This is a genomic window from Streptomyces albireticuli (assembly GCF_021228125.1).
In the GTDB taxonomy this organism is placed as follows: Bacteria; Actinomycetota; Actinomycetes; order Streptomycetales; family Streptomycetaceae; genus Streptomyces; species Streptomyces albireticuli.
On sequence record NZ_JAJQQS010000002.1, the window covers coordinates 481,115 to 503,012 of the forward strand.

Annotated in this window: 21 protein-coding genes; 9 read left to right on the top strand and 12 right to left on the bottom strand. The window is 72.9% G+C overall.

What is annotated here, in order from left to right; translation table 11 throughout:
* Positions 1-9: 9 nt before the first annotated feature.
* Entirely contained in the window at positions 10-738 is a 729-nt protein-coding gene (locus LUZ64_RS02320; protein WP_095579088.1) for a carbon-nitrogen hydrolase family protein, read from the bottom strand.
* A 7-nt stretch (positions 739-745) separates the two neighbouring features.
* Positions 746-2,038 carry a PA0049 C-terminal domain-containing protein gene (locus LUZ64_RS02325; RefSeq protein WP_095579087.1) on the bottom strand — a complete coding sequence of 431 codons (1,293 nt, stop codon included), beginning with the start codon at positions 2,036-2,038 and terminating at the stop codon, positions 746-748.
* Between the two features lie 89 nt (positions 2,039-2,127).
* On the opposite strand from LUZ64_RS02325, the gene LUZ64_RS02330 reads away from it, so the two are divergent.
* The 3 genes from LUZ64_RS02330 to LUZ64_RS02340 all read left to right on the top strand — a co-directional run bounded on the left by LUZ64_RS02330 (position 2,128) and on the right by LUZ64_RS02340 (position 6,355).
* Complete coding sequence (locus LUZ64_RS02330; protein ID WP_232390116.1) at positions 2,128-2,919, top strand: MgtC/SapB family protein; 792 nt, start codon at positions 2,128-2,130, stop codon at positions 2,917-2,919.
* Positions 2,920-3,463: 544 nt separating this feature from the next.
* Positions 3,464-4,411 carry a L,D-transpeptidase gene (locus tag LUZ64_RS37450; protein WP_308251425.1) on the top strand — a complete coding sequence of 316 codons (948 nt, stop codon included), beginning with the start codon at positions 3,464-3,466 and terminating at the stop codon, positions 4,409-4,411.
* Between the two features lie 246 nt (positions 4,412-4,657).
* Complete coding sequence (locus LUZ64_RS02340) at positions 4,658-6,355, top strand: choice-of-anchor A family protein (protein WP_095585063.1); 1,698 nt, start codon at positions 4,658-4,660, stop codon at positions 6,353-6,355.
* A gap of 54 nt (positions 6,356-6,409) precedes the next feature.
* Here LUZ64_RS02340 and LUZ64_RS02345 read toward each other — a convergent pair whose 3' ends face one another.
* On the bottom strand, positions 6,410-6,937 hold the full coding sequence (locus LUZ64_RS02345) for an ATP-binding protein (RefSeq protein ID WP_232390115.1): 528 nt from the start codon (positions 6,935-6,937) through the stop codon (positions 6,410-6,412).
* A gap of 277 nt (positions 6,938-7,214) precedes the next feature.
* Here LUZ64_RS02345 and LUZ64_RS02350 point away from each other — a divergent pair, with 277 nt between their 5' ends.
* Positions 7,215-8,066 carry a Scr1 family TA system antitoxin-like transcriptional regulator gene (locus LUZ64_RS02350; protein ID WP_095578769.1) on the top strand — a complete coding sequence of 284 codons (852 nt, stop codon included), beginning with the start codon at positions 7,215-7,217 and terminating at the stop codon, positions 8,064-8,066.
* A gap of 11 nt (positions 8,067-8,077) precedes the next feature.
* Positions 8,078-8,269, top strand: coding sequence for a hypothetical protein (locus tag LUZ64_RS02355; protein WP_095578768.1), 192 nt, complete (start codon positions 8,078-8,080; stop codon positions 8,267-8,269).
* A 1,356-nt stretch (positions 8,270-9,625) separates the two neighbouring features.
* Here the strand turns inward: LUZ64_RS02355 and LUZ64_RS02360 are convergent.
* Positions 9,626-10,543 (bottom strand): SGNH/GDSL hydrolase family protein, encoded by a 918-nt coding sequence (locus LUZ64_RS02360; RefSeq protein WP_095578778.1) that lies wholly within the window; start codon positions 10,541-10,543, stop codon positions 9,626-9,628.
* A gap of 325 nt (positions 10,544-10,868) precedes the next feature.
* Between LUZ64_RS02360 and LUZ64_RS02365 the strand changes: the two genes are divergently transcribed.
* Complete coding sequence (locus LUZ64_RS02365; RefSeq protein WP_095578777.1) at positions 10,869-11,363, top strand: DUF3145 domain-containing protein; 495 nt, start codon at positions 10,869-10,871, stop codon at positions 11,361-11,363.
* A gap of 75 nt (positions 11,364-11,438) precedes the next feature.
* Here the strand turns inward: LUZ64_RS02365 and fabF are convergent, their stop codons facing one another.
* The 5 genes from fabF to LUZ64_RS02390 form a co-directional block, all read right to left on the bottom strand.
* Positions 11,439-12,701, bottom strand: coding sequence for a beta-ketoacyl-ACP synthase II (gene fabF / locus LUZ64_RS02370; RefSeq protein WP_095578776.1), 1,263 nt, complete (start codon positions 12,699-12,701; stop codon positions 11,439-11,441).
* Between the two features lie 67 nt (positions 12,702-12,768).
* A complete protein-coding gene (locus LUZ64_RS02375) occupies positions 12,769-13,014 on the bottom strand; it encodes an acyl carrier protein (RefSeq protein WP_095578775.1) in 246 nt (81 codons plus the stop codon).
* Positions 13,015-13,107: 93 nt separating this feature from the next.
* The gene (locus LUZ64_RS02380; RefSeq protein WP_095578774.1) at positions 13,108-14,154 is read right to left on the bottom strand and encodes a ketoacyl-ACP synthase III; all 1,047 of its coding nucleotides are present in this window, start codon (positions 14,152-14,154) and stop codon (positions 13,108-13,110) included.
* A gap of 14 nt (positions 14,155-14,168) precedes the next feature.
* A complete protein-coding gene (locus LUZ64_RS02385) occupies positions 14,169-15,134 on the bottom strand; it encodes an ACP S-malonyltransferase (RefSeq protein ID WP_095578773.1) in 966 nt (321 codons plus the stop codon).
* 89 nt (positions 15,135-15,223) lie between these two features.
* Positions 15,224-16,408 carry a PucR family transcriptional regulator gene (locus LUZ64_RS02390; protein ID WP_095578772.1) on the bottom strand — a complete coding sequence of 395 codons (1,185 nt, stop codon included), beginning with the start codon at positions 16,406-16,408 and terminating at the stop codon, positions 15,224-15,226.
* Positions 16,409-16,464: 56 nt separating this feature from the next.
* Between LUZ64_RS02390 and LUZ64_RS02395 the strand changes: the two genes are divergently transcribed.
* Entirely contained in the window at positions 16,465-17,148 is a 684-nt protein-coding gene (locus LUZ64_RS02395) for a pirin family protein (protein WP_095578771.1), read from the top strand.
* A 119-nt stretch (positions 17,149-17,267) separates the two neighbouring features.
* Here the strand turns inward: LUZ64_RS02395 and LUZ64_RS02400 are convergent, their stop codons facing one another.
* Positions 17,268-18,080, bottom strand: a complete 813-nt coding sequence (locus tag LUZ64_RS02400) for a serine hydrolase domain-containing protein (protein WP_095581467.1) — start codon at positions 18,078-18,080, stop codon at positions 17,268-17,270.
* A gap of 131 nt (positions 18,081-18,211) precedes the next feature.
* Here LUZ64_RS02400 and LUZ64_RS02405 point away from each other — a divergent pair, with 131 nt between their 5' ends.
* Both LUZ64_RS02405 and LUZ64_RS02410 read left to right on the top strand, forming a co-directional pair.
* Positions 18,212-18,646, top strand: coding sequence for a MerR family transcriptional regulator (locus LUZ64_RS02405; RefSeq protein ID WP_232390143.1), 435 nt, complete (start codon positions 18,212-18,214; stop codon positions 18,644-18,646).
* 4 nt (positions 18,647-18,650) lie between these two features.
* Positions 18,651-19,667: an aldo/keto reductase gene (locus LUZ64_RS02410; protein ID WP_095581469.1), complete on the top strand. Its 1,017-nt coding sequence runs from the start codon at positions 18,651-18,653 to the stop codon at positions 19,665-19,667.
* A 213-nt stretch (positions 19,668-19,880) separates the two neighbouring features.
* On the opposite strand, the gene LUZ64_RS02415 is transcribed toward LUZ64_RS02410, so the two are convergent.
* Positions 19,881-20,558, bottom strand: coding sequence for a response regulator (locus LUZ64_RS02415; RefSeq protein ID WP_095581470.1), 678 nt, complete (start codon positions 20,556-20,558; stop codon positions 19,881-19,883).
* On the bottom strand, positions 20,555-21,865 hold the full coding sequence (locus LUZ64_RS02420) for a sensor histidine kinase (protein ID WP_095581471.1): 1,311 nt from the start codon (positions 21,863-21,865) through the stop codon (positions 20,555-20,557). Before LUZ64_RS02420 ends, LUZ64_RS02415 begins: the two co-directional genes overlap by 4 nt.
* Positions 21,866-21,898 lie beyond the last annotated feature (33 nt).

Sequence of the window (21,898 nt, forward strand, 5' to 3'; positions counted from 1 at the left end):
CCGGCCCCCTCAGTCCAGAGCCAGCTCCGCCAGCACCAGCTCCTCGCCCTCCCGCGCCGACGCGACCGCAAGACCGTCCGGGCCCCACACCCCGCTGCGCCCGCAGCCGTCGTACGGGCCCGCCGGGCCGGTGTGGTTGGCCAGCAGGACGTACAGACCGTGGTCCCGCGCCAGCGCCGGGAAGACCGTCCGCACCTCCTCCTCGCCGTTGCCCCGCCCGTACAGCGAACTGGCCAGCTGTACGCGGCAGCCGTCGGCGACGGCACGCGCGGTGAGCTCCGGGAAGTGCGCGTCGAAGCAGACGAGCAACCCGAAGGCGACACCGCCCAGGGTGAACCGGCCGCCGTCCCCGGACCCCGGCACGAAGCCCGCCGCCCGCTCCCGGTCCGTCACGCACGTCTTGTCGTAGCGGGTGAGCGGGGCGCCGTCCGGCCCGTAGACGAACGAGCTGATCGTCGGCCCGGCGGCCGTCCGGCCCGCGCAGTTGACCACGGCCGCGACCCCCGCCGCCCGGCACGCCTCCCGCACCGGGGCGAGCCGGAGGTCGTCCGGCTCCATCGTCAGCCGGTCCTGACCGGCGACGATCGCGTCCAGCTCGTAGCCCGTGACGGCGAGCTCGGCGAAGACGACGAGCGAGGCGCCGCGCGCGCCCGCCTCGGTGACGAGGGCGGCCGTCCGGGCCGCGTTGGCCCCGATGTCGCACGGCCGGGCGGAGAACTGCGCTGCTGCGATGATCATGCGCCCATCATGGCGTCCCGGTGGACGCGACGGCCGTCGCTGTGATCGACCGCACCTGCGCGACGATCGCGAGCCGGTTCGCCACGAACACTGGGTCGCTGACCCGGCCCGTCGACGGATCGGTGTTGCCGTCCCCGAAGTTCAGTACGGGCGTGTGCAGATGGCCGCCCGGGACGCGGAGGCGCGTCGCGTCCCGCAGCAGGGTCGCGCGGTACGCGATCTCGTTGGAGAGGTAGTCGCCCCCGCCGCCCTCCCGGGCGGTCGAGCCCGGCGTCGGCCCGTCCGGCCGGTCCACGGGCTCCGTGGCGCCCGCCGGGATCTCGGTGACGGCCGTGTTGTCGTACACCGGGTACGGCCCGGTCCGCGCGGCCGTGATCGCCGCGTACGGGAGGGTGGTCGTCGTCCACTGCGGCTGCGGCCGGACGGTCGGGACGCCGGGCGGCACCGGCACGACGCCCGTGCGGGACAGGTTGACGTTGTCCGGATAACCGCCGCGCCAGGCGCCGTTGGTGCGCTCGACGTCGAAGCGGCCTGGCCGGCCCTGGCTGATCGTCGTGAACAGGTCGACGCGGCGCGGGCCGGGCCGGAAGTGCGGCAGGAGCGTCCGCTCCACGGTGCCGGCCGCGAAGTCGTCCCAGCGCACCGGGAACACGACGGCCTCGATCCGGGCCGGGCCCGCGGGCGTGTCGACCGTCGTGCCGTCCAGCGCGAGGGCCGCGGCGCCCGAGGGATTGGAGCGGCGGGCGTCCGAGTCGAGCTGGAAGGGGTCGAAGCCGGTGATCAGGACGCGCTTCACGGCGCCGCCCGCGGGCAGGTCGACGGAGTCCTGGCCGCGCGAGGACCGCTCCACCGCCCCGATCAGGGCGGCGCGCTGCCGCGAGGTCACCCGGAAGGACGGCTGCCATTCCCGCAGGGCCCGGGTCATGCCCAGCCGCGCCCAGTACAGCGGCCGGTCGTCGTCCCTGCTGATCTCCCCTTCGTGCCGTTCGGCCCGAGGCCCGCGGCCCTGCGCCCGGTCCACGGCCCGCCGCCACAGCCGCCGCCCCTCGTCGGCCGCCAGCAACTCCGCCTCGGACAGGCCGCGGGCCCGGTCCAGGGCGCGGGAGAAGCCGGGCGCGACGTCGTCGAACCCGCTGCCCTGGAGGATCTCCCGAGGCACCGCGCCGGGAAGGCGCCGCTCCTCGACGGTGAGCGGGAGCGTCGTCGGCCGCGACGGCGGGGCGGGGGCGGCGGCGTGCGCGGGTGTGGCCGCCAGGAGCGCGACACCGAGGGCCATTGCGCCAAGTCTCAAGGGCTTCATGAGGCGGAAGGTAGTCAATGGTGCTGCTCAGGCGATAGTGGGTGGCCAACTACCCTTGCGGACAGTCGATTTCAGGCCACAATGAGGAAATGGACATAGCCCAGCTCTTCGCGGCCCAGCTCTTCGACTCCACCAGAGGCCAGGGGGCACGGCAGTTCGCGGAGCTGGGCATCGCGCTGCTGCTGTCCTCGCTCATCGGCCTGGAACGCGAGTTGCAGCAGAAGAGCGCGGGGCTGCGTACGCACGCCCTGGTCGGGGTGGGCAGCGCGCTGTTCATGGAGGTCTCGATCCACGGCTTCGGGGCGGTGTCGGGACTGGTGGGCGTGGACGTCCGGCAGGACCCCTCGCGGGTGGCCGCGCAGATCGTCTCCGGCATCGGCTTCATCGGCGGCGGCCTCATCTTCGTCCGCCGCGACGCGGTCCGCGGCCTGACGACGGCCGCCACGATATGGCTGACGTGCGCCCTGGGCATGGCCTGTGGCGGCGGCCTGCCCCTGCTCGGCCTGGCGGCGACCCTGGTGCACTTCCTGGTCGTCCGGGGCTTTCCCGTGATCACCCGCCGCATGGCGATGGTCCCCGGCGACCGCGTGGAGCTGCACCTCTCCTACCGCGCCCGGCGGGGCCTGCTGGGCCGGATCCTGGAGCTGTGCACGAAGCGCGGCTTCCGGGTGACGGACGTCCACGTGGACGCGGAGCACGGTGAGAAGTCCTCCGACAAGGCGGACAAGGCCGACGGCCGGGAGCGGGGCAGGCCGAAGGAGGCGGGGGTGGTGCTGAGCCTGGAGGGGAAGGGGTCGGCGTATCCGCTGGTGGAGGAACTGACGGACTGGGAGGGGATCTTGGGGGTGGGGCTTCGGTCGGTGCGCGACAGTACGGAGTGAGGGGGCGGGGTGGGGTGGGGGCGGCGTGGGTCGGGTGCGGGTGCGGGTGGGGGCCGGGTGCGGGTGGGGTGCCGCTGCGCGGGGCTTGTTCCCCACCCCGCCCCTTCCCGAACCGGGGCTCCGCCCCGGACCCCCGGCCGCGCTCCGCGCGGTGGCCTCAAGCGCCGGCCGGGCTGAGTCGTCGCCCGGAACCGGACGGGGCAGCCCGCCCCTGGTGCGGTGCAAGGTCAACCTCGGTGGCCGAGGCCGGCGGGGTGCGCCGCACGCCGGCGACGGGGCCGAATCCAGCCTGAGGAGAGCCGACCTCGTGCAGGAGCGAAATCCAGCCCGGCCGGCGCTTGAGGCCACCGCGCGTCAGCGCGGAAAAGGGGGCCCGGGGACCTCCCCGGTTCCGGGAAGGGGCGGGTAGGGGACAAAGCCCCGCGCAGCGGCACCCCACCCGCACCCACCCACCCCGCCCCACTCCGTATGGCCGGACCCCGGAGGCGGGCCCCGGAGAGCGATGCGAGGCTGACCCCGCGAGCATCTCCGAAGGGACCCCCTCATGAGGCTGCGCGGAAGACGCCGCCCGACGGCCCGCCGCCGGCGCTCGGCCGCGGGCACGGGCATACCCGGCACCGGCATACCCGGCACCGGCATACGCGCCGCAGGCAGCCGGGCGTCGGGCATGCGGACAGCGGGCATACGAGCCCCCGCGCTCCTCCTCCTGATATCCAGCGGCCTGCTGCTGCCCGGTACGGCCACCGCGGCCGGGACCACCGGGACCACCGGGACCGCCGGGACCACCAGGGCTGCCGCGACCACCAGGGCTGCCGGGGCTGCCAGCGCTGCCGGGACCGCCGGGGCTGCGGGGGTCGCCGAGGCCTCCGGGACCGCCACCCGAACGGCCCGCGCCGCCACGTGCTCCGCCGGCACAGGCCCCTACCAGTGGCAACTGGAGGCGTACCTGGGCAGACCCCAGGACGGCCGCCAGTCCGCCGCCGACTGCGCGGCGATCGCCGCGTTCCAGCGCAAGGAGGGCGTCACCCCGGCCGACGGTTACGCGGGCCTGGCCACGTACCGGACGATGCTGGTGGCGCAGGCGCGGAAGAACCCCAACGCGGCGGGCGGATGCCCTGCCACCACGCCCGCGCGCAAGGTCGCCTGCGTGGACCTCGGCCGGCAGCTGATGTGGGTGCAGAACGGCGGGAAGATCCTCTTCGGCCCCGCGGCGGTACGGACGGGACGGCTGGGGCAGGAGACCCGTGCCGGGTGGCACAAGGTCTACTGGAAGCACAAGGACCACTTCTCGACGCTGTACGCCAACGCCCCCATGCCGTACGCCCAGTTCTTCTCGGGCGGCCAGGCGTTCCACGGCCACCCCGGGGACCTCTTCGACGGCGGAGGCTCGGCCGGCTGCGTCAACCTCGCGGTGAAGGACGCGCAGCGGCTGTGGGGGGTGCTCGCGGTGGGCGACAGCGTCTATGTGTGGGGACGCAAGCCCGGGACGTGAGGGGAGGTCCCGGCTCATCGGACGGTCGCGCCGTCGCCGTCGGACCGGCAGGTCGGCGGGCCGTCCGGCCGTTCGAGGCAACATCCCGGCGCGCCGTCATACCAAAATAGCGACATATCGTCATGATTCGCAGGGTGACATTGTCGACCTAGCGAGGGCGGTATGAACAAGGGTCCGAATACATCTCCTGACGTTCGCCGGTCCTGGTGGCGCCCCGGGCCGCCGCTGCGCACAGTGGCCTGCGTCATGGCGTTGGCGGTCATGGGAGCCGCCGCCGTACCCGCCGTGGCGGCGCCCCTACCGGGCGGCCTGGGACCCTGTCTGCCCGGCGACTGCCCGGACGCCTACCCACCGGTCAACAACGGCCCGATCGCCGGACGCGACGACAACATCAATGTGTTCGTCGGCAATGACTTCAGGGTGCGCGGGCGCGCGGCCGAGGCCGAGGGCAAGGTGGTCACCCTCGGCGACTTCGACATGGAGAAGGCGGCCGGCGGCAGCAGCCTGTACAACGTGGGCGTGGCCGGCGTCGGCTCCCGGGTGCCGCCCTCGGCGGGCACGGACTGGCTGACCACCGGCGGCGCGGTCCGGATCGCCTCCGGCCAGACCCTGGACGCGGAGGCCGGCGTGGTCCGGCACGCGGGCCCGGCCACCGGCACGATCAGGGGCCGCAACGTCCAGGACGCGAACGCCGCCCGGCCCTACGCGGCGCTGCGCGACGAGCTGGCCGCCGCCAGCCGCTGCTACGCCTACATCGCCGAAGGGCAGGCCCGCCCGGTCACCGGGAGCGCCCGGAACACGGTGGCGGAGACCCTGTTCACCGGCGACGGCACCTCGCGGCTCCAGGTGTTCAACGTCGACTTCGACCTCGTCGGACGCGACGGCGGGCAGCAGGGCGTCCGCTTCGTCAACATCCCGGACGGGGCGACGGTCCTGGTCAACCTGACCGGGGGCGCCCGCGTCATCAACACGTTCAGCGGCACCATCGCCGACAACTCCGACCTGAACAGGCTGCGGGAGCGGCTGCTGTGGAACTTCCCCGAGGCGACCACCGTGGAGCTGAAGGGCACCGGCCAGTTCCAGGGCAGCATCCTCGCCGGGAACCGGGAAGGCGAGACGACGGTCACCCTGCCCGGCATCAACGGCCGGTTCCTCACCACCGGGTCCCTGACGCACACGTCCGCCGCGACGGGTGGCGGCGGGCAGGAGATCCACGCGTACCCCTTCAACGGCGACCTCCCCGACTGCGCGCCGCCGCGCGGAAACGTCACGGTGATCAAGAAGGACTCCCCGAGCGGCAACGCCCTGGCGGGCGCCCGCTTCCAGCTGTGGCGCGAGACGAACGGCGCCGCCGGGCTCCAGACCACCGGGGACGGCCGTGACACACCGGTGGGCGGCGTGTGCACCACCGACGCGCGAGGCGAATGCCGCGGCTCGGTCGAGCCCGGGACGTACTACTGGCAGGAGACCCAGCCCCCGGCCGGCTACCCCGTCCCGCGGACCACGGTCTTCGGCCCGCTGACCCTGACCGCGGCCAACGCCTCGCAGGGCGTCTCCGTGACGGTCACGAACACCAAGGCGGCGGATCCGACCGGGACGATCCACTTGGTGAAGCAGAACGCCAAGACCAAGCGCCCGCTCCAGGGCGCCGTCTTCGAGCTGTGGCGCGAGACCAACGGCGTCGCCGGCCTCCAGGTCACCGGCACCCCGGCGGACCGCCGCGTCGGCACCGGCTGCGCCACGGACCGGCAAGGCCACTGCACCTTCGCGAACCAGCCGCTCGGCACGTACTACCTGCGCGAGACGGCGGTCCCCGAGGGGTACCTGATGCCGAGGAACCCGGTGTCGGGTCCGTACGCCCTGACGGCGGCGAACGCGACGGCGGGCGTGACGGCGACCTTGAAGAACACACCGGGCGAACCGGGGAAGGGGCCCAAGAAGTAGGCGGGTCGGGGAGGGGTGGGCGGGCGGACCCCGCTCGCCCCTCCCCTTTCGGCTTCAGCAGCGTCGCTTGCCGTAGGTCTTGGCCCCGGTTTCGGGGAGGGTGGCCCAGACTTTGGTGCCTTCGGTGGTGGGGGTGGGGTCGGTGATGCCCCAGGTTCCGTGGCATTCGCGTACGACGCAGGCGAGGAGGAGCAGGAGGCGCTTTCTGCTGCTGGTGCAGTGTGCGGCGTGGGTGGGGTCGGTGTGGCTGCTGTGGGGGTCCCAGGTGGTGAGGCGGAGGATGCCTTCGCGCCAGCGGAGGGAGTAGTAGAGGTCCTGTCCGGGGGCGAACAGGGCTCCGCAGGTGATGAGTTCGGTGATGACCTGGAGTGCGGGGTCGACGAATACGGCCAGGTCGTGGCCGTAGAGGGCGTTACGGACGGTGTGGCGGGCGACGGCCGGGGAGCGGGGTTCTCCGGGGACGGTGAAGCTGTACGCGAGACGGGCCCTGGGGGCGGGGGCCCCGTCCGGGGCGGGGTGACGTACGACGTCCTGCGTGATCAGTGGGCAGAGACTGAGGGGCGTGGAGGTGTGCATGAGCATGCGGCAGCTCCCGGTACGGGTGTGGGGTGTTGGGGTGTGCCCGCGGCGGCCGGTGGCTTGTCTCCCTGAGCGCGGGCACGCCTCTCCCAGGGGCAGGAGTGTGCGGGCATGCTCGCGCCGATGCGCTTCCGGCTCACGCGGTGCGTGAGTGATGCGATACCGAAGGTAGCGAAGCGTGGTGGCGAACGCCACCTGGTTGGTGGCGTTCGCCACGAACGCATGGAGTGGGCCCCTTCGGCTCGGGCACACTGAGCGCGAGCGCTGAAGGAAGGAACACATGCCACCGAGGACGACGCCGACCGAGCGTCAGAAGCGGCTGGGAGCCGAGCTACGCAAGATGCGTATGGCTGCAGGCGTTTCGACTGACTACGCGGCCGGTCTGCTGGGCATTGACCGTTCGAAGATTTCCAACATCGAGTTGGGTGTTCGTGTCATCACGGCCGCTCGCCTCCGCACCCTTGCCTGCAACTACGCCTGTACGGACGAGCGGTACATAGACGCTCTGGTGAGGATGGCCGATGACCGGGAGCGCGGCTGGTGGGAGCGGTTTCGCGGTGTCCTGCCCGCAGGGCTCCTGGATATCGCCGAGTTGGAGTGGCGCGCCGACCGGGTACTCACCATGCAAGTCGTGCACCTGCCAGGGCTCCTCCACACGGAGGACTATGCCCGAGCGATCTTCGGGGCTGTGCTCCCCGCTATGCCCCGGCTGGAGGTGGAGCTCCGTGTCGCACACCGGATGCAGCGACAGCAGGTCTTCGAGCGAAGCAAGCCGCTTCCCTACGTGGGCTTCATCCACGAGGCCGCGCTGCGCATGCAGTTCGGCGGGCGGAAGGTCGCCCGTGATCAGCTGAATTACCTTCTTGCCATGTCGGATCGACCTGATCTCGTGCTCCGCGTTCTCCCTGTGGAGAGAGGGGCGTTTCCGGGGTCCGGCTCAGCGGTGCTGTATGCGGAGGGGTCGGTCCCCCAGCTCGACACGGTGCAGCTCGACTCGACCGACGGCCCGGGATTCGTACATGCGGAGTCCCTGCTGTCCAAGTATCGCGAGCACCTGGACTGGATGGACGCGGAGTCGCTGAGCGTCGAGCAGTCGCGCGACTTCATCCGCCGTGTCTCACATGACCTTTGAGGAAGGCCCGAATGAATCACATCACCTGGGAAGACGCCTTCTGCGGGGAGGGTAACAATTGCTTCCGTATAGGCGTCGACAACGCTGGATACGCGTACATTGCCGTCAGTGGTGCAGAAGGGCACTACGTGAGGGATACCCGGGACGCCCTGCGAGCTTTGGTCTGTGACATCAAGGCCGGTAAGGCCGATCACTTGCTCTGAACGTTGCCGTCGCTGGGGTGGTCGTCGGGTTTGTTCCCCAGCCCCGCCCCTTCCCGAAACCGGGGACTCCGCCCCGGACCCCGGCCGCGCCGGCGCGCGGTGTCCTCAAGCGCCGGACGGGCTGGATGTGGTCGCCCGGCCGGGCGGGAAGCCCGCTCAGCGGGAAGGCCGGAATGGGCCAGGCCCCGGGCCCGGCGCCCTTGTCCGACCCGGTCGGGTCCCAGGCTCGGCGCGCCCGACCGGCCCCGGCCCCACCCCCGTTCCCGGGCAGGGAGCCGGGCGAAATCCGAAGCGCGCCGGGAACGTCGGCCCGGGCCGGGTCTCAGCCCTGCCCAGGGGAAGTCGTCCCCTCTCGTCTCGGCCCCCTTTGGGGGAGACGCCCCGCCCGACGGCCGAGCCCGGCCGGCGCTTGAGGCCGCCGCGCGTGAGCGCGACCGGGGTCCGGGGCGGAGTCCCCGGTTTCGGGAAGGGGCGGGGCTGGGGAAAGCTCCCGGCTGGGAACGTCGGCCCGGGCCGGTGCCTGCCTCGGCGCGGGGGAGCGCCGCCCCCGCCCCGCCTGCCCCCCCCCGTGGGGGAGGCGGCCTGCGTGACGGCCGAGCCCGGCCGGCGCTTGAGGCCGCCGCGCGTGAGCGCGACCGGGGTCCGGGGCGGAGTCCCCGGTTTCGGGAAGGGGCGGGGCTGGGGAGAGCCCCCGGCTGGGAACGTCGGCCCGGGCCGGTGCCCGCCTCGGCGCGGGGGAGCGCCGCCCCCTCCCGCCCCCCGTGGGGGAGACGGCCAGGCCCGGCCCGCGCTTGAGGCCACCGCGCGTCAGCGCCGCCGGGGCCCGGGGCGGAGTCCCCGGTATCGGGTCGGGGCGGGTAGGGGAAAAGCCCCCCGGCCCCCAACCCCCGCAAAGTTGACCCACGTGGGGGTGAACTTACTTATGAGGAAGGTGTGTTCATCGGATACCGTGCTCACAAGAAGGCGCGGGCGGTCCCGGCTTACGCCTTGGTCATGGCTTGGGCTGTGCCGACCGGCCGCCGAGGGCCGGGCATCCGGAGCGAGGGTACGGGTGTCCGGGCCGCGGTCCGCGCCCGCGTCCGCGAACACCGGGGCGCGGTCCGGTCGGAAGGCGGCCCACGTCATCGCCTCGGACCCCCGCGTCTTCGTCGCACGGCCCGCCGCCCGGCCGCACCCGGGCGGCAGGCGCGGCAGGCGCGGCAAGCACGGCAGGCGCGAGGGGCGTGGCAGGCCCGGCCGCCTCGCACGGCCCGGCCGTCGTCCCGCACGGCGGCCCACCGAGACCGGGGCGGGGTTCCCTGACGGGCCCCGCCCCTCCTCCGGCCGCCTCTTCCCCGGCCGTCACGTCGCCAGCCGTCACGTCCCCGACGGCCGCACCGCCGTGATCTCGCGGTACGCCATGTCGGCGAGCCGTCCCTGCCCGTTCTTGCTCGGGTGGAACCAGTCCCACTTGCTCAGCTGGTCGCCGTCGAAGTCGTAGCCGTGCACCGAGCCGTCGTAGCGGCACAGCTTGTCCCGCCCGCAGACGTCCTTCAGCACGGCGTTGTACTCGCCCACGCGCTTGTCGACCTGGGCGCGGCGCTCCTCCGAGGCGGGGTCCTGGGCGTCCGGGTCGCGGAGCATCGTCGGGCAGATGCCCAGCTTCCAGACCGTCTTGGCGATGCTGTTGTTCCGCCCGGACGTCCACAGCCGCTTCAGGTCCGGCACGCTGGCCACGTACAGCTGGGACTTGGGCAGGGCCTTGCGCAGCTCCGCGACCGAGCTCTCGAAGTCGGCGCGGAAGTCGTCCACGGGGGTCATGTAGGAGACCTGGTTGCGGCACGCGTCGTTGGCGCCCACGAGCACGGTCACCAGCTGCGGCTTCTGCTGGACGGCCGCCCGCATCTGGTCCGGGAGGTCGGCCATCCGGGCGCCGGTCTTGGCGAAGTTCCAGCTGCTGGTCGCCGGGGAGGGCAGCAGCCGGCGGGCGAGGCTGTCGACCTTGGTGCCGGTGGCCCAGGACGCCTCGGGGCAGTCCTTGAGGACCGAGCAGGCGTCGAAGCCGCGGGTGATGGAGTCGCCGAGGGAGGCGATCGACCGCGGTCTCGGGTCCCAGGCGGAGGTGGGGGTGGGGGAGGGGCTCGGCCGTACGGCCGCGGCGCCCTGGCCCGCACCGCTCTTGGCGTCGCCCCCGTCGTCACAGGACGTGACCAGCAGGGCCGCCGAGACGGCCGAGACCACCGCGACGGTGCCCCTCAGGGCCCCGCGCACCTTGCGTGTCACGTTGCCGCGCATCGCCTTCCCCCATCCGGCCGGGTGATATCTGTTCGGGTCCGACGGTACGTCACCGGAGGGGTGCCGCCGCACGGTAGCTTTTCCCCGGGGCGGATGCGCCGAGCCCCGACACCCTTCGCCCTCCGGCACCGCGGAAGAAAAGACAACACGTCACATCCTGTCCCTTTTCGGGAGAATTGCTTCCGATGGTGTTTACTGTTGGTAACCTCGTGAGCTGGTGCGGGAGTGGCCAGTGGGGCAGAATGTGTGCTGCTGTCCCAGGCGGGACCGGTACGGGTGCGAGGCCGCTGGGGAAGGCGAACCTCGAACCGCACTGGAGGTCCCGGTGACGACACGTGGAGTTCTCTACGTGCACTCCGCGCCGCGCGCGCTGTGCCCGCACGTCGAATGGGCCGTCGCGGGCGTGCTCGGTGTGCGCGTCACGCTCGACTGGATCCGACAACCCGCCGCGCCCGGCACCTGGCGTGCCGAATTCTCCTGGCAGGGCCAGGTCGGCACCGCGTCCAAGCTGGCCTCCGCGCTGCGCGGCTGGCATCTCCTGCGCTTCGAGGTGACCGCGGAGCCCTGCCCCAAGGCGGAGGGCGAGCGCTACAGCTCCACGCCCGAACTCGGCATCTTCCACGCCGTCACCGGCATGCACGGCGACATCCTCATCCCCGAGGACCGGCTGCGGGCCGCGCTCGCCCGCGCCGGCCGGGGCGAGACCGAGCTGGAGGCCGAGGTGGCCAAGCTGCTCGGCAAGCCCTGGGACGACGAACTGGAGCCCTTCCGGTACGCGGGCGAGGGCGCGCCCGTCCGCTGGCTGCACCAGGTGGTCTGAGAGCGGCGGGAGAGACGGCGGCGGCCCGTCCCGGACGAACCGGGGCGGGCCGTTGCCGTGCGCGTGGGCGCGGGATCAGACCGAGCGGAGGGCGAGGACCACGTTGTGGCCGCCGAAACCGAAGGAGTTGTTGATCGCCGCGATCGAGCCCTCGGGGAGCGGGCGGGGCTCGCCGCGGACGATGTCCGCCTCGATGTCCTCGTCCAGGTCGTCGACGTTGATGGTCGGCGGGGCCACCCGGTGGTACAGGGCGAGGACGGTCGCGACCGTCTCGATGCCGCCGGCGCCGCCCAGCAGGTGGCCGGTCATCGACTTGGTCGCGGAGATCGCGACGTGGTCGAGGTCGTCACCGAGGATCTTGCGGAGCGCCTTGACCTCGGCGGCGTCACCCTGAGGGGTGGACGTCGCGTGCGCGTTGAGGTGGACGACCTCGGACGGCTTGAGGTCCGTCGCGTCCAGCAGGTTCTGCAGGGCGGCGGCGATGCCGCGGCCCGTCGGCTCCGGCTGCGCGATGTGGTGGCTGTCCGCGGACAGGCCCTGGCCCAGCACCTCGCAGTAGACGCGGGCGCCGCGCCGGGCGGCGTGCTCGGCCGACTCCAGGATGACGACGCCGGCGCCCTCGCCGAGGACGAAGCCGTCACGGGCCTTGTCGTACGGGCGGGAGGCCTTCTCGGGCTCGTCGTTGTTCTTCGACATCGCCATCATGTTGGCGAACGCCACGATGGGGAGGGGGTGGATGGCCGCCTCGGTGCCACCGGCGACGACCACGTCGGCACGGCCGGTGCGGATCATCTCGACGGCGTAGCCGATCGCCTCGGCGCCGGACGCGCAGGCGCTGACCGGGGTGTGCACACCCGCCTGGGCGCCCACCTCCAGGCCGACGTTGGCGGACGGGCTGTTGGGCATCAGCATGGGCACGGTGTGCGGGGAGACGCGGCGGACGCCCTTCTCCTTGAGCACGTCGTACTGGTCGAGCAGGGTCGTCACGCCGCCGATGCCGGAGGCGATGACGGTGCCGAGGCGCTCGGGCGCGATGGAGGGGTCCTCGCCGGCCTTGGCGGTGTAGCCCGCGTCGGCCCAGGCCTCGCGGGCGGCGATCAGCGCGAACTGGGCCGAACGGTCCAGCTTGCGGGTGAGCGGGCGGGGCAGGACGTCCTCGGGGTCGACGGCCGCGCGGGCGGCGATGCGGACCGGGAGGTCGGCGAACCGCTCGCCTTCGAGGGGGCGCACGCCGGACCGGCCGGCGAGCATGCCTTCCCAGGTCGATGCGCTGTCGCCACCCAGCGGTGTGGTTGCGCCGATACCGGTGACGACCACGGTGCGATTGGTCGGGTTCACAGGGATTCTGTCTCCACGTTTAGAGGTGCTGGAACCGCCACCGCTGGGGTGGCGACGAACGCTCGGGTCAGGACTGGTTGTCGAGGATGTACTTGGCGGCGTCGCCGACCGTCTTCAGGTTCTTGACGTCCTCGTCGGGGATCTTGACGTCGAAGCGCTCCTCGGCGGCGACGACGACCTCGACCATGGACAGCGAGTCGACGTCCAGGTCGTCGGTGAAGGACTTGTCCAGCTGGACGTCCTCGACCGGGATGCCGGCGATCTCGTTGACGATCTCGGCGAAGCCCTTGACGATCTCTTCCTGGGTGGCCATTGCGGCGCTCCTTCTATGTGCGGTGGAACTGCGTTATAGGAAACTGCTGTGCGATGACGCGCAGTGCGGCCGGGCCGGCTGCGTGGATCTCGCCTAGGGGAGGGTAACGACCGTGGCGGCGTAGACGAGACCCGCCCCGAATCCGATGACCAGCGCCGTGTCCCCGCTCTTCGCCGCCCCGGTGGCCAGGAGGCGCTCCATGGCCAGCGGGATGGAGGCCGCCGAGGTGTTGCCGGTGGTCTCCACGTCACGGGCGACCGTGACGGTGTCCGGCAGCTTGAGGGTCTTCACCATCGAGTCGATGATGCGCATGTTGGCCTGGTGCGGGATGAAGACATCCAGCTCGTCGGCGCCGATGCCGGCCTCGTCCAGCGCCTGCTGGGCGACCTTCGCCATCTCGAAGACGGCCCAGCGGAAGACCGCCTGGCCCTCCTGGGTGATGGCGGGGAAACGGATCTCCTCCAGCGCCTGCCGGACCTCGGGGCCGTTGCCGCCGGGGACGGGCGTGGTGCGGTACTCGTCCCAGCCCACCGTCTGCTTGATGGTCCCGGACTTGTCGCCCTCCGAACCCCAGACCGTCGGGCCGATCGCCGGCTCCTTCGACGGGCCGACGATCACGGCGCCCGCGCCGTCGCCGAACAGGAAGGCCGTCGCGCGGTCCTCCAGGTCGGTCAGGTCGGACAACCGCTCGACGCCGATGACCACGACGTACTCGGCGGAGCCCTCGACGACCATGCCCTTGGCGAGCGTCAGGCCGTAGCCGAAGCCCGCGCAGCCGGCCGAGATGTCGAAGGCCGCCGGCTTGCCGGCGCCGATCCGGTGCGCGATCTCGGTCGCGACCGCCGGGGTCTGGTGGAAGTGCGAGACCGTGGAGACGATCACGGCGCCGATCTGCTCGGGCCGCAGGCCCGCGTCGGCGATGGCCTTGCCGGCCGCCTCGACGGACATCGCGGCGACCGTCTCCTCGGGGCCCGCCCAGTGCCGGGTGGCGATGCCGGAGCGGGAGCGGATCCACTCGTCGGACGAGTCGATGTGCTTGAGGATCTCCTCGTTGGGGACCACCCGCGTGGGGCGGTAGCCACCCACACCGAGGATGCGCGCGTAGGGGGCGCCCTTACTGGGCCTGATCTTCGCGGTCATGCTCTCGGGGCTCCTTATTCGGCCGGGGAGACGGCCGGGGTAGCGGCGTCGGTGGCGTGCTCGGCGATCAGGTCACGGGCCGCGTCGAGATCGGCCGGGGTCTTGAGCGCGAGCGTCTTGACGCCGGGCAGGGCGCGCTTGGCGATGCCCACCAGGGTGCCGCCGGGGGCGAGCTCGATGATCGCGGTGACGCCGAGCTCCTTGAAGGTCTCCATGCACAGGTCCCAGCGGACCGGGTTGGCCACCTGGCCGACCAGCCGGCGGACGACGTCCTCGCCGGTGGCGACGACCGCGCCGTCCTTGTTGGAGACGTACGGGGTGTGCGGGTCCGCGACCGTCAGCTCGCGCGCGGCCTCCTCCAGCACCGTCACGGCCGGGGCCATGTGGTGGGTGTGGAAGGCGCCGGCCACCTTCAGCGCGACGACACGGCGGGTGCCCTCGGGCTTGTCCTCGGCCAGGGCCGCCAGCTGCTCGGCGGTGCCCGCGGCCACGATCTGGCCCGCGCCGTTGACGTTCGCCGGGGTCAGACCGAGCTTCTCCAGGTGCGGCAGCACGACCTCGGGCTCACCGCCCAGCAGCGCCGACATGCCCGTCTCGGTGACGGCGGCGGCCTCGGCCATGGCCAGGCCGCGCTTGCGCACGAGCTCCAGCGCGGCCGCGTCCGGCAGCACGCCGGTCAGGGCGGCCGCCGCGAGCTCGCCGACGCTGTGCCCGGCGGCGGCGCCGACCAGGCGGGTCACGTCCTCGGCCGTCGCGAAGAGCTGCCGCGCGGAGAGCAGCGCGGAGGCCACCAGCAGCGGCTGGGCCACGGCGGTGTCGCGGATCTCGTCCGCGTCGGCGTTCGTGCCGTAGTGGACCAGGTCCAGGTCGATGGCGGCCGACCACTCACGGAGTCGGTCTTCGACACCGGGGAGGTCGAGCCAGGGGGTCAGGAAGCCGGGCGTCTGAGCGCCCTGGCCGGGAGCGACGAGTACGAGCACCCTCACACTCTCTCTCGTGGACGGCCTCGCCCACCCGTGAGGACAGGGACCAAGAACCGTCAGGGGAATTGTTGATGTTCGACAAAAGGCTAAGCGGACGTCTCGGCGTCTGCCAGACGGCCCAGGATGAGCGCGATCCGCAAGGTGAACGCGGAGCGCACATCGGACGGTGACCATCCGGTGACGTCCGTCACACGTCGGAGGCGGTATCTCACGGTGTTCGGGTGCACGAAGAGCATCCTCGCCGCACCTTCAAGGCTACTCGCCTGTTCCAGATAGACGCTCAAGGTCTCCAGCAGCGCCGAGCCCGCTTCCTCCAGCGGTCTGTAGATCTCCTCCACCAGCTGCTCGCGGGCCGTGGTGTCGCCGGCCATCGCGCGCTCCGGAAGAAGATCGTCCGCGAGGACCGGGCGGGGCGCGTCGGGCCAGGCCGCGCAGGCCTTCAGACCGGCCGCCGCCGCCTGCGCGGAACGCGTCGCCGCCAGCAGGTCGGAGACCACCGGACCGGCCACCACGGGACCCGCCGCGAACGGCCCGATCAGGGCCTTCGCCGCCTGGAGCGGATTGTCGGAGCCACCCGCGATCACCACCAGGCGGTCCCCGAGCACCCCCGTCAGGACCTGGAGCTTGGCGTGCCGCGAGGCCCGCCGGATCGCCTCGACCGTCAGCTCGCTGTCCCCGTTCGGGGCGGTGCCCAGCACCACCGCGACATGCGCCGGCGAATTCCAGCCGAGGGCGGCCGCCCGGGACAGCGCCCCCTCGTCGGCCTCGCCCGACAGCACCGCGTTGACGACCAGCGACTCCAGCCGGGCGTCCCAGGCGCCGCGCGCCTCCGCGGCCTGGGCGTACACCTGCGCGGTGGCGAAGGCGATCTCACGGGCGTAGACGAGCAGCGCCTCGCGCAGCACCGACTCGTCGCCCGGGGCGGCGACCTCGTCGATCGCCGACTCCATGACCTCGATGGTGGTACGGACCATCTCCACCGTCTGGCGCAAAGTGATCGCCCGCGTCAGCTCGCGCGGAGCCGTGCCGAAGACGTCCGTGCTGATCGCCTGGGGGGTCTCCGGATGCCGGAACCACTCGGTGAAGGCCGCGATGCCCGCCTGGGCGACCAGGCCGATCCAGGAGCGGTTCTCCGGGGGCATCGCCCGGTACCACGGCAGCTGGGCGTCCATCCGGGCGATGGCGGCGGCGGCCAGCGTTCCGGCGGACTTCTCCAGGCGGCGCAGGGTGGCGCTGTGCGGATGCGGGGTGTTAGCGGCGGGTTCAGGCACGGGACAAGCCTGCCTTATTCGCGTCCCGCGCGGGGTCGCCGGGCTACCGTAGCCCGATGACGCACGTGCGACGCGCCGTACAGCGCGCCGGGGAGCGCTTCCCCGGCGGGGACCCCGAGGCCGGGATCGAGACCTGGCACGCCTTCTCCTTCTCGGGCTTCTACGACCCCGACAACGTCCGGTTCGGGCCCCTCGCCGCCTGCAACGAGGAGCACCTCGCGGCCGCGGCGGGCTTCCCGATGCATCCGCACCGCGACGTCGAGATCGTCACCTGGGTCGTCGAGGGCGAGCTCACCCACGAGGACTCGGCCGGCCACGCCACGGTCGTACGGCCGGGGGACCTCCAGCGCCTCAGCGCGGGCGCGGGCGTGCGGCACTCGGAACGCAACGAGTCGGCGGGCCCGCTCCGCTTCGTGCAGATGTGGCTCACCCCTTCGGATTACGGCGGCGAACCGTCGTACGAGGTGGTGCGGGGCATCTCCGACGGCACCCCGTACGCCCTGACGCGGGCGGACGCGGTCCTGCACGTGCGGCGGGCGGACGCCGGGGAGACGGTGCCGTTGCCGGACGCCCCGTGGGTGTACGTGCATGTGGTGCGGGGCGTGGTGCGGGTGGGGACCGACGTGCTGTCCGCGGGGGACGCGGTGCGGGTGCTCGACGCCGAGGGTGTGGTGGCGGGGATCGAGGCGGCGGCGGAGCTGCTGGTGTGGGAGATGCACGCGGAGCCGCGGTTCGGGTGAGCGGGGGTTGGGGGAGGGAGGGCTCTTCCCCTACCCGCCCCTTCCCATGACCGGGGGCGGCGCGCCCGTGCCCCCTTCCGCGCTCCGCGCGGTGTCCTCAAACGCCGGACGGGCCGAAATCAGCCCAGCTCCGCCAGGACCGCCTCCGTCAGCGGCGGCCACGCCTCCACCGCCCACGGGCCGAACGGACGGTCCGTCAGAGCGACGCACGCCGCGCCCGCCTCCGGGTCCACCCACAGGAACGTGCCCGACTGGCCGAAGTGCCCGAACGTCCGGGGCGACGACGACGCCCCCGTCCAGTGCGGCGACTTGCCGTCGCGGATCTCGAAGCCGAGACCCCAGTCGTTGGGGCGCTGGTGCCCGTACCCCGGCAGGACACCGGTCAGGCCCGGGAAGGCCACCGACGTCGCCTCGTCCAGTGTCGTGCGCGACAGCAGCCGCGGCGCCTGGAGCTCGGCCGCGAAGCGGGCCAGGTCGTCGACGGTCGAGACGCCGTCCTTGGCCGGGGAGCCCGGAAGGTCCGTCGCCGCCATGCCGAGCGGCTCCAGCACGGCCTCCCGCAGGTACTCCGGGAACGGGATGTCCGTCGCCTTGGCGATATGGTCGCCGAGCACCTCGAAGCCCGCGTTGGAGTACAGCCGCCGGGTCCCCGGCTCGGCCATCGACCGGTGCTCGTCGAACGCCAGGCCCGAGGTGTGCGCGAGCAGGTGCCGGACCGTGGCACCCTCGGGCCCGGCCGGCTCGTCCAGCTCCACCGCGCCCTCCTCGACCGCCAGCAGCACGGCGTACGCGGCGAGCGGTTTGGTGACGGAGGCGAGCGGGAATCGGTGGCCGGTCGGCCCGTAGGACCCCGCCAGGCTGCCGTCGGACCGGACGACCGCCGCGGCGGCGGTGGGGACCGGCCAGTTTTCGATCATGCGCAGGCTCTCCATGGCAAGGAGCCTAACCCGGCCGGGAATCACCTCCGGATCTCGCTTGCCTGGAGTGCACTCCAAGTCTCTAGCGTGGGGGCATCGCGAAGGCACGAGGGGGAAATCGCATGACCGTGACGGACCGCGTACCGATGTCGGTGCGCGCCTGCAGCCAGCTCGACCGGCAGCGGCACGCCCGCCCGCAGGGGCGCGACCGCTACACGATCAGCGAGGTCGTCGACTACACCGGTCTCAGCGCCCACACCCTGCGCTGGTACGAGCGCATCGGACTGATGCCGCACGTGGACCGCTCGCACACCGGCCAGCGCCGCTACACCGACAAGGACCTGGACTGGCTGGATCTGGTGGGCAAGCTGCGGCTGACCGGGATGCCGGTCGCCGACATGGTCCGCTACGCCCAGCTCGTCCGGGAGGGCGACCACACCTTCGCCGAGCGGGAGCGCCTGCTGAGCGCGCACCGCGAGGACGTACGACGGCGCATCGCCGAGCTGCACAGCACGCTCGACGTCCTCGACTACAAGATCGACATCTATGCCGCCCGCCGCCGGGCGTCCGAAGGGGTCTGAGCACATGAGCAACGACAAGATATCCACCGTCGCCCTGGGGAACGGCGGCCCGCAGGTCGGTGTGCAGGGCCTCGGCTGCATGGGCATGACCTACGCCTACGGACCCACCGACGAGACCGAGGCGCGGGCCACCCTGGACCGGGCCCTGGAGCGCGGCGTCACCCTCTTCGACACCGCCGACGTCTACGGCCACGGCCGCAACGAGGAGTTCATCTCGCCCTTCGTCCGGGCGCACCGCGACGAGATCACGCTGGCCACGAAGTTCGCCATCGAGCGGCGCGAGGACGACCCCTCGTTCCAGCGGATCCGCAACGACCGCGCGTACATCCGCGCCTCCGTCGAGGGCAGCCTGCGCCGCCTCGGCGTCGACCACATCGACCTCTACTACATGCACCGCCGCGACGTGGAGGTGCCGATGGAGGACACCGTCGGCGCCATGGCGGAGCTGGTCGCCGAGGGCAAGGTCGGCCACCTCGGGCTCAGCGAGGTCTCGCCGGGCGAGCTGCGCACGGCGCACGCGGTGCACCCCGTCGCCGCCGTGCAGTCGGAGTGGTCGCTCTTCAGCCGTGACGTGGAGCAGGGCGTCGTCGCCACGGCCGCGGAGCTGGGCATCGCCTTCGTGCCCTACTCGCCGCTCGGCCGCGGCTTCCTGACGGGCAGTTTCGTCCAGGCGGACACCGAGCTGACCAGCGACGACTGGCGCCGCCGGCAGCCGCGCTTCACCGGCGAGAACGCGGCGGCCAACGCGGCCCTGCTGGAGCCGGTGCGGCGGATCGCCGGCGAGCGCGGGGCGACGCCCGGTCAGATCGCCCTGGCCTGGGTCCAGCAGCGGGCCCGGGTGCACGGCCTGGCCGTGATCCCGATCCCGGGGACGCGGCGTCGCTCGCGCATCGAGGAGAACCTCGCGTCGATCAGCATGGAGCTGACGGCGGCGGAGCTGGCGGAGCTGGAGCCGATCGCGGACAAGGTCGCGGGCGGGCGGTACGCGGACATGTCGTTCACGGCGGTGGGCCGGGAGTAGCCGCGGGGCCGCCGAGCGGCCGGGGCCGGGTCGTTTCCCCCACCCCGCCCCTCCCGCTGTGTCCGACGTGCGGGTCCGCCGCGTGGCGGGGGCAAGACCCCGGGCCCCCTTTCCGCGCTGACGCGCGGTGTCCTCAAGCTCCCCCAGCTACCGCTGGGAGGTGCCCCCGGACGGGCTGAAATCAGCCCGTCCGGCGCTTGAGGACAGGTCCTCCTAGCGGCCTCCCGGGGACACCAGCCCCGACTCGTACGCGAAGATCACCGCCTGGGCCCGGTCGCGGAGGCCCAGCTTCGCCAGTACCCGGCCGATGTGCGTCTTCACCGTCTGCTCCGCCAGCACCAGCGACCCCGCGATCTCCTGGTTCGAGAGCCCCCGCGCGATGAGTTCGAGGACCTCCGTCTCCCTGGGCGTCAGGCCGTTGAGGCGGAGGGACGGGCCCCGGCGGGCCGCGGGGCGCTGCCTGGCGAAGTCGGCGATGAGACGGCGCGTGACGGACGGGGCGAGCAGCGCCTCCCCGGCGGCGACGACGCGGACGGCCGAGATCAGGTCGGCCGGAGGCGCGTCCTTGAGGAGGAACCCCGAGGCGCCCGCGCGCAGCGCCTCGTAGACGTAGTCGTCGACGTCGAAGGTGGTGAGCATCAGCACCTTCGGCCGGTGGGTGACGCCCGGCGGCGGGTCGAGGAGCCGCCGCGCCGCCTCCAGGCCGTCCATCTCGGGCATCCGGACGTCCATCAGGACGACGTCCGGATGCGTGCGGCGGCTCACCTCGACGCCCTGCCGGCCGTCCGGCGCGTCGCCGACGACGTCGATGTCCGTCTGCGCCGCGAGCAGCGCGGCAAACCCCGCGCGGACCATGGCCTGGTCGTCGACGATGATCACCTTGATGGTCATGCGGTGGGGAGTTCCTCTTCTGTCGTGAACGGGAGCCGGGCCGCCACCCGGAAGCCGCCGTCCGGCAGCGGGCCGGTGTCGAGCGTGCCGCCGACCAGGCGGACGCGCTCGCGCATGCCGACCAGACCGTGGCCCGTACCGCTCGTCTCCAGCGGCGGAGTCTCGGCCTCCGGGGCGGAGTTGACGACCAGGACCATCAGGCCGCCCCGGTCCCGGTCGACGGACACCGACACCCGCGTCGCAGCGCCCGGGGCGTGCCGGACGACATTGGCGAGGGCCTCCTGCGCGATGCGGTAGGCCGACAGGTCCACGGTCTGCGGGAGCGCGTCCGGCAGCGGGTCCGGCATCGCCAGCTTCACCGGCAGCCCGGCCCGGACCGTCGCCTCGACCAGCTGCGGGATCCGCTCGACGCCCGGCTGCGGCGCCCGCTCGACACCGCCCGCCTCGCCGGAGGCGTCCTCGCTGCGCAGCACGCCCAGCAGCCGCCGCATCTCCGTGAGCGACTCGCGTGCCGTGGCCGCGATCGTGGCGAACTCCTCCCGCGCCTCGGGCGGCAGTCCGGTCAGGCGGTACGGGGCGCTGTCCGCCTGCACGGTGATCACGGACATGTGGTGGGCGACGACGTCGTGCAGCTCACGGGCGATCCGGGTGCGCTCCTCCAGCAGGGTCCGCCGGGCCCGCTCGGCCTCGCTGATGGTCTCCTGCTCGGCCAGCGCCCGCCGGGCGTCGCCGCGTTCGCGCAGCGCTCCGCCGACGACCAGCACCACGCCGTCCAGCACGAGCGCCGTCACCGAGATGAGGGAACTCCGCCCCGGCGCCACGAACGCGAGGGCCACGGTCACGACGGCCGTCAGGGTCCAGACGGCGACGAGGGTGCGCCGCCGCTCGCGCAGCCCGAGGAGGAGCAGCAGCAACAGCATGCCGATGATCTCCATCGGCGGCCAGGGCCAGGGACGGCCCTCCGTCGGCACGGAGAGCAGGGCCAGCGCCCCGGCGACGTCCGCGGTGAACACGATCGCCCAGGCGAGCAGCGGCCGCCGGACGGCGAGGAGCACGGGGACGGCCTGGAGCAGCGCCAGCACGAGCGCGATGTCGGACTGGAGCCCGTAGTTCTCGGACAGGACGGTGGCCGTGGTGCCCAGCAGCATGATCGTGACCGCGCCGGTGAGCACGTACGCCACGGCCCGTACGAAGCGGCGGCGGGACCGGCCGAGCAGCGGGGTGGGGGGTCCGGCGGGCGTGAAGACGTCGCGCGCGAAGGCGAGCGGGGACGGCCGGGGGGCGGTGGTGCGGGGTGACTGGGACATGGCCTCGTCAGCCTAGATGCCCTGGTCAGGAGG

Excerpts from the sequence above, each read along its gene's own strand:
- LUZ64_RS02320 (WP_095579088.1), bottom strand. The coding sequence starts at position 738 with ATGATCATCGCAGCAGCGCAGTTCTCCGCCCGGCCGTGCGACATCGGG.
- LUZ64_RS02325 (WP_095579087.1), bottom strand. The coding sequence starts at position 2,038 with ATGAAGCCCTTGAGACTTGGCGCAATGGCCCTCGGTGTCGCGCTCCTG.
- LUZ64_RS02330 (WP_232390116.1), top strand. The coding sequence starts at position 2,128 with ATGGACATAGCCCAGCTCTTCGCGGCCCAGCTCTTCGACTCCACCAGA.
- LUZ64_RS37450 (WP_308251425.1), top strand. The coding sequence starts at position 3,464 with ATGAGGCTGCGCGGAAGACGCCGCCCGACGGCCCGCCGCCGGCGCTCG.
- LUZ64_RS02340 (WP_095585063.1), top strand. The coding sequence starts at position 4,658 with ATGGCGTTGGCGGTCATGGGAGCCGCCGCCGTACCCGCCGTGGCGGCG.
- LUZ64_RS02345 (WP_232390115.1), bottom strand. The coding sequence starts at position 6,937 with ATGCTCATGCACACCTCCACGCCCCTCAGTCTCTGCCCACTGATCACG.
- LUZ64_RS02350 (WP_095578769.1), top strand. The coding sequence starts at position 7,215 with ATGCCACCGAGGACGACGCCGACCGAGCGTCAGAAGCGGCTGGGAGCC.
- LUZ64_RS02355 (WP_095578768.1), top strand. The coding sequence starts at position 8,078 with ATGAATCACATCACCTGGGAAGACGCCTTCTGCGGGGAGGGTAACAAT.
- LUZ64_RS02360 (WP_095578778.1), bottom strand. The coding sequence starts at position 10,543 with ATGCGCGGCAACGTGACACGCAAGGTGCGCGGGGCCCTGAGGGGCACC.
- LUZ64_RS02375 (WP_095578775.1), bottom strand. The coding sequence starts at position 13,014 with ATGGCCACCCAGGAAGAGATCGTCAAGGGCTTCGCCGAGATCGTCAAC.
- LUZ64_RS02380 (WP_095578774.1), bottom strand. The coding sequence starts at position 14,154 with ATGACCGCGAAGATCAGGCCCAGTAAGGGCGCCCCCTACGCGCGCATC.
- LUZ64_RS02395 (WP_095578771.1), top strand. The coding sequence starts at position 16,465 with ATGACGCACGTGCGACGCGCCGTACAGCGCGCCGGGGAGCGCTTCCCC.
- LUZ64_RS02400 (WP_095581467.1), bottom strand. The coding sequence starts at position 18,080 with ATGGAGAGCCTGCGCATGATCGAAAACTGGCCGGTCCCCACCGCCGCC.
- LUZ64_RS02405 (WP_232390143.1), top strand. The coding sequence starts at position 18,212 with ATGTCGGTGCGCGCCTGCAGCCAGCTCGACCGGCAGCGGCACGCCCGC.
- LUZ64_RS02410 (WP_095581469.1), top strand. The coding sequence starts at position 18,651 with ATGAGCAACGACAAGATATCCACCGTCGCCCTGGGGAACGGCGGCCCG.
- LUZ64_RS02415 (WP_095581470.1), bottom strand. The coding sequence starts at position 20,558 with ATGACCATCAAGGTGATCATCGTCGACGACCAGGCCATGGTCCGCGCG.
- LUZ64_RS02420 (WP_095581471.1), bottom strand. The coding sequence starts at position 21,865 with ATGTCCCAGTCACCCCGCACCACCGCCCCCCGGCCGTCCCCGCTCGCC.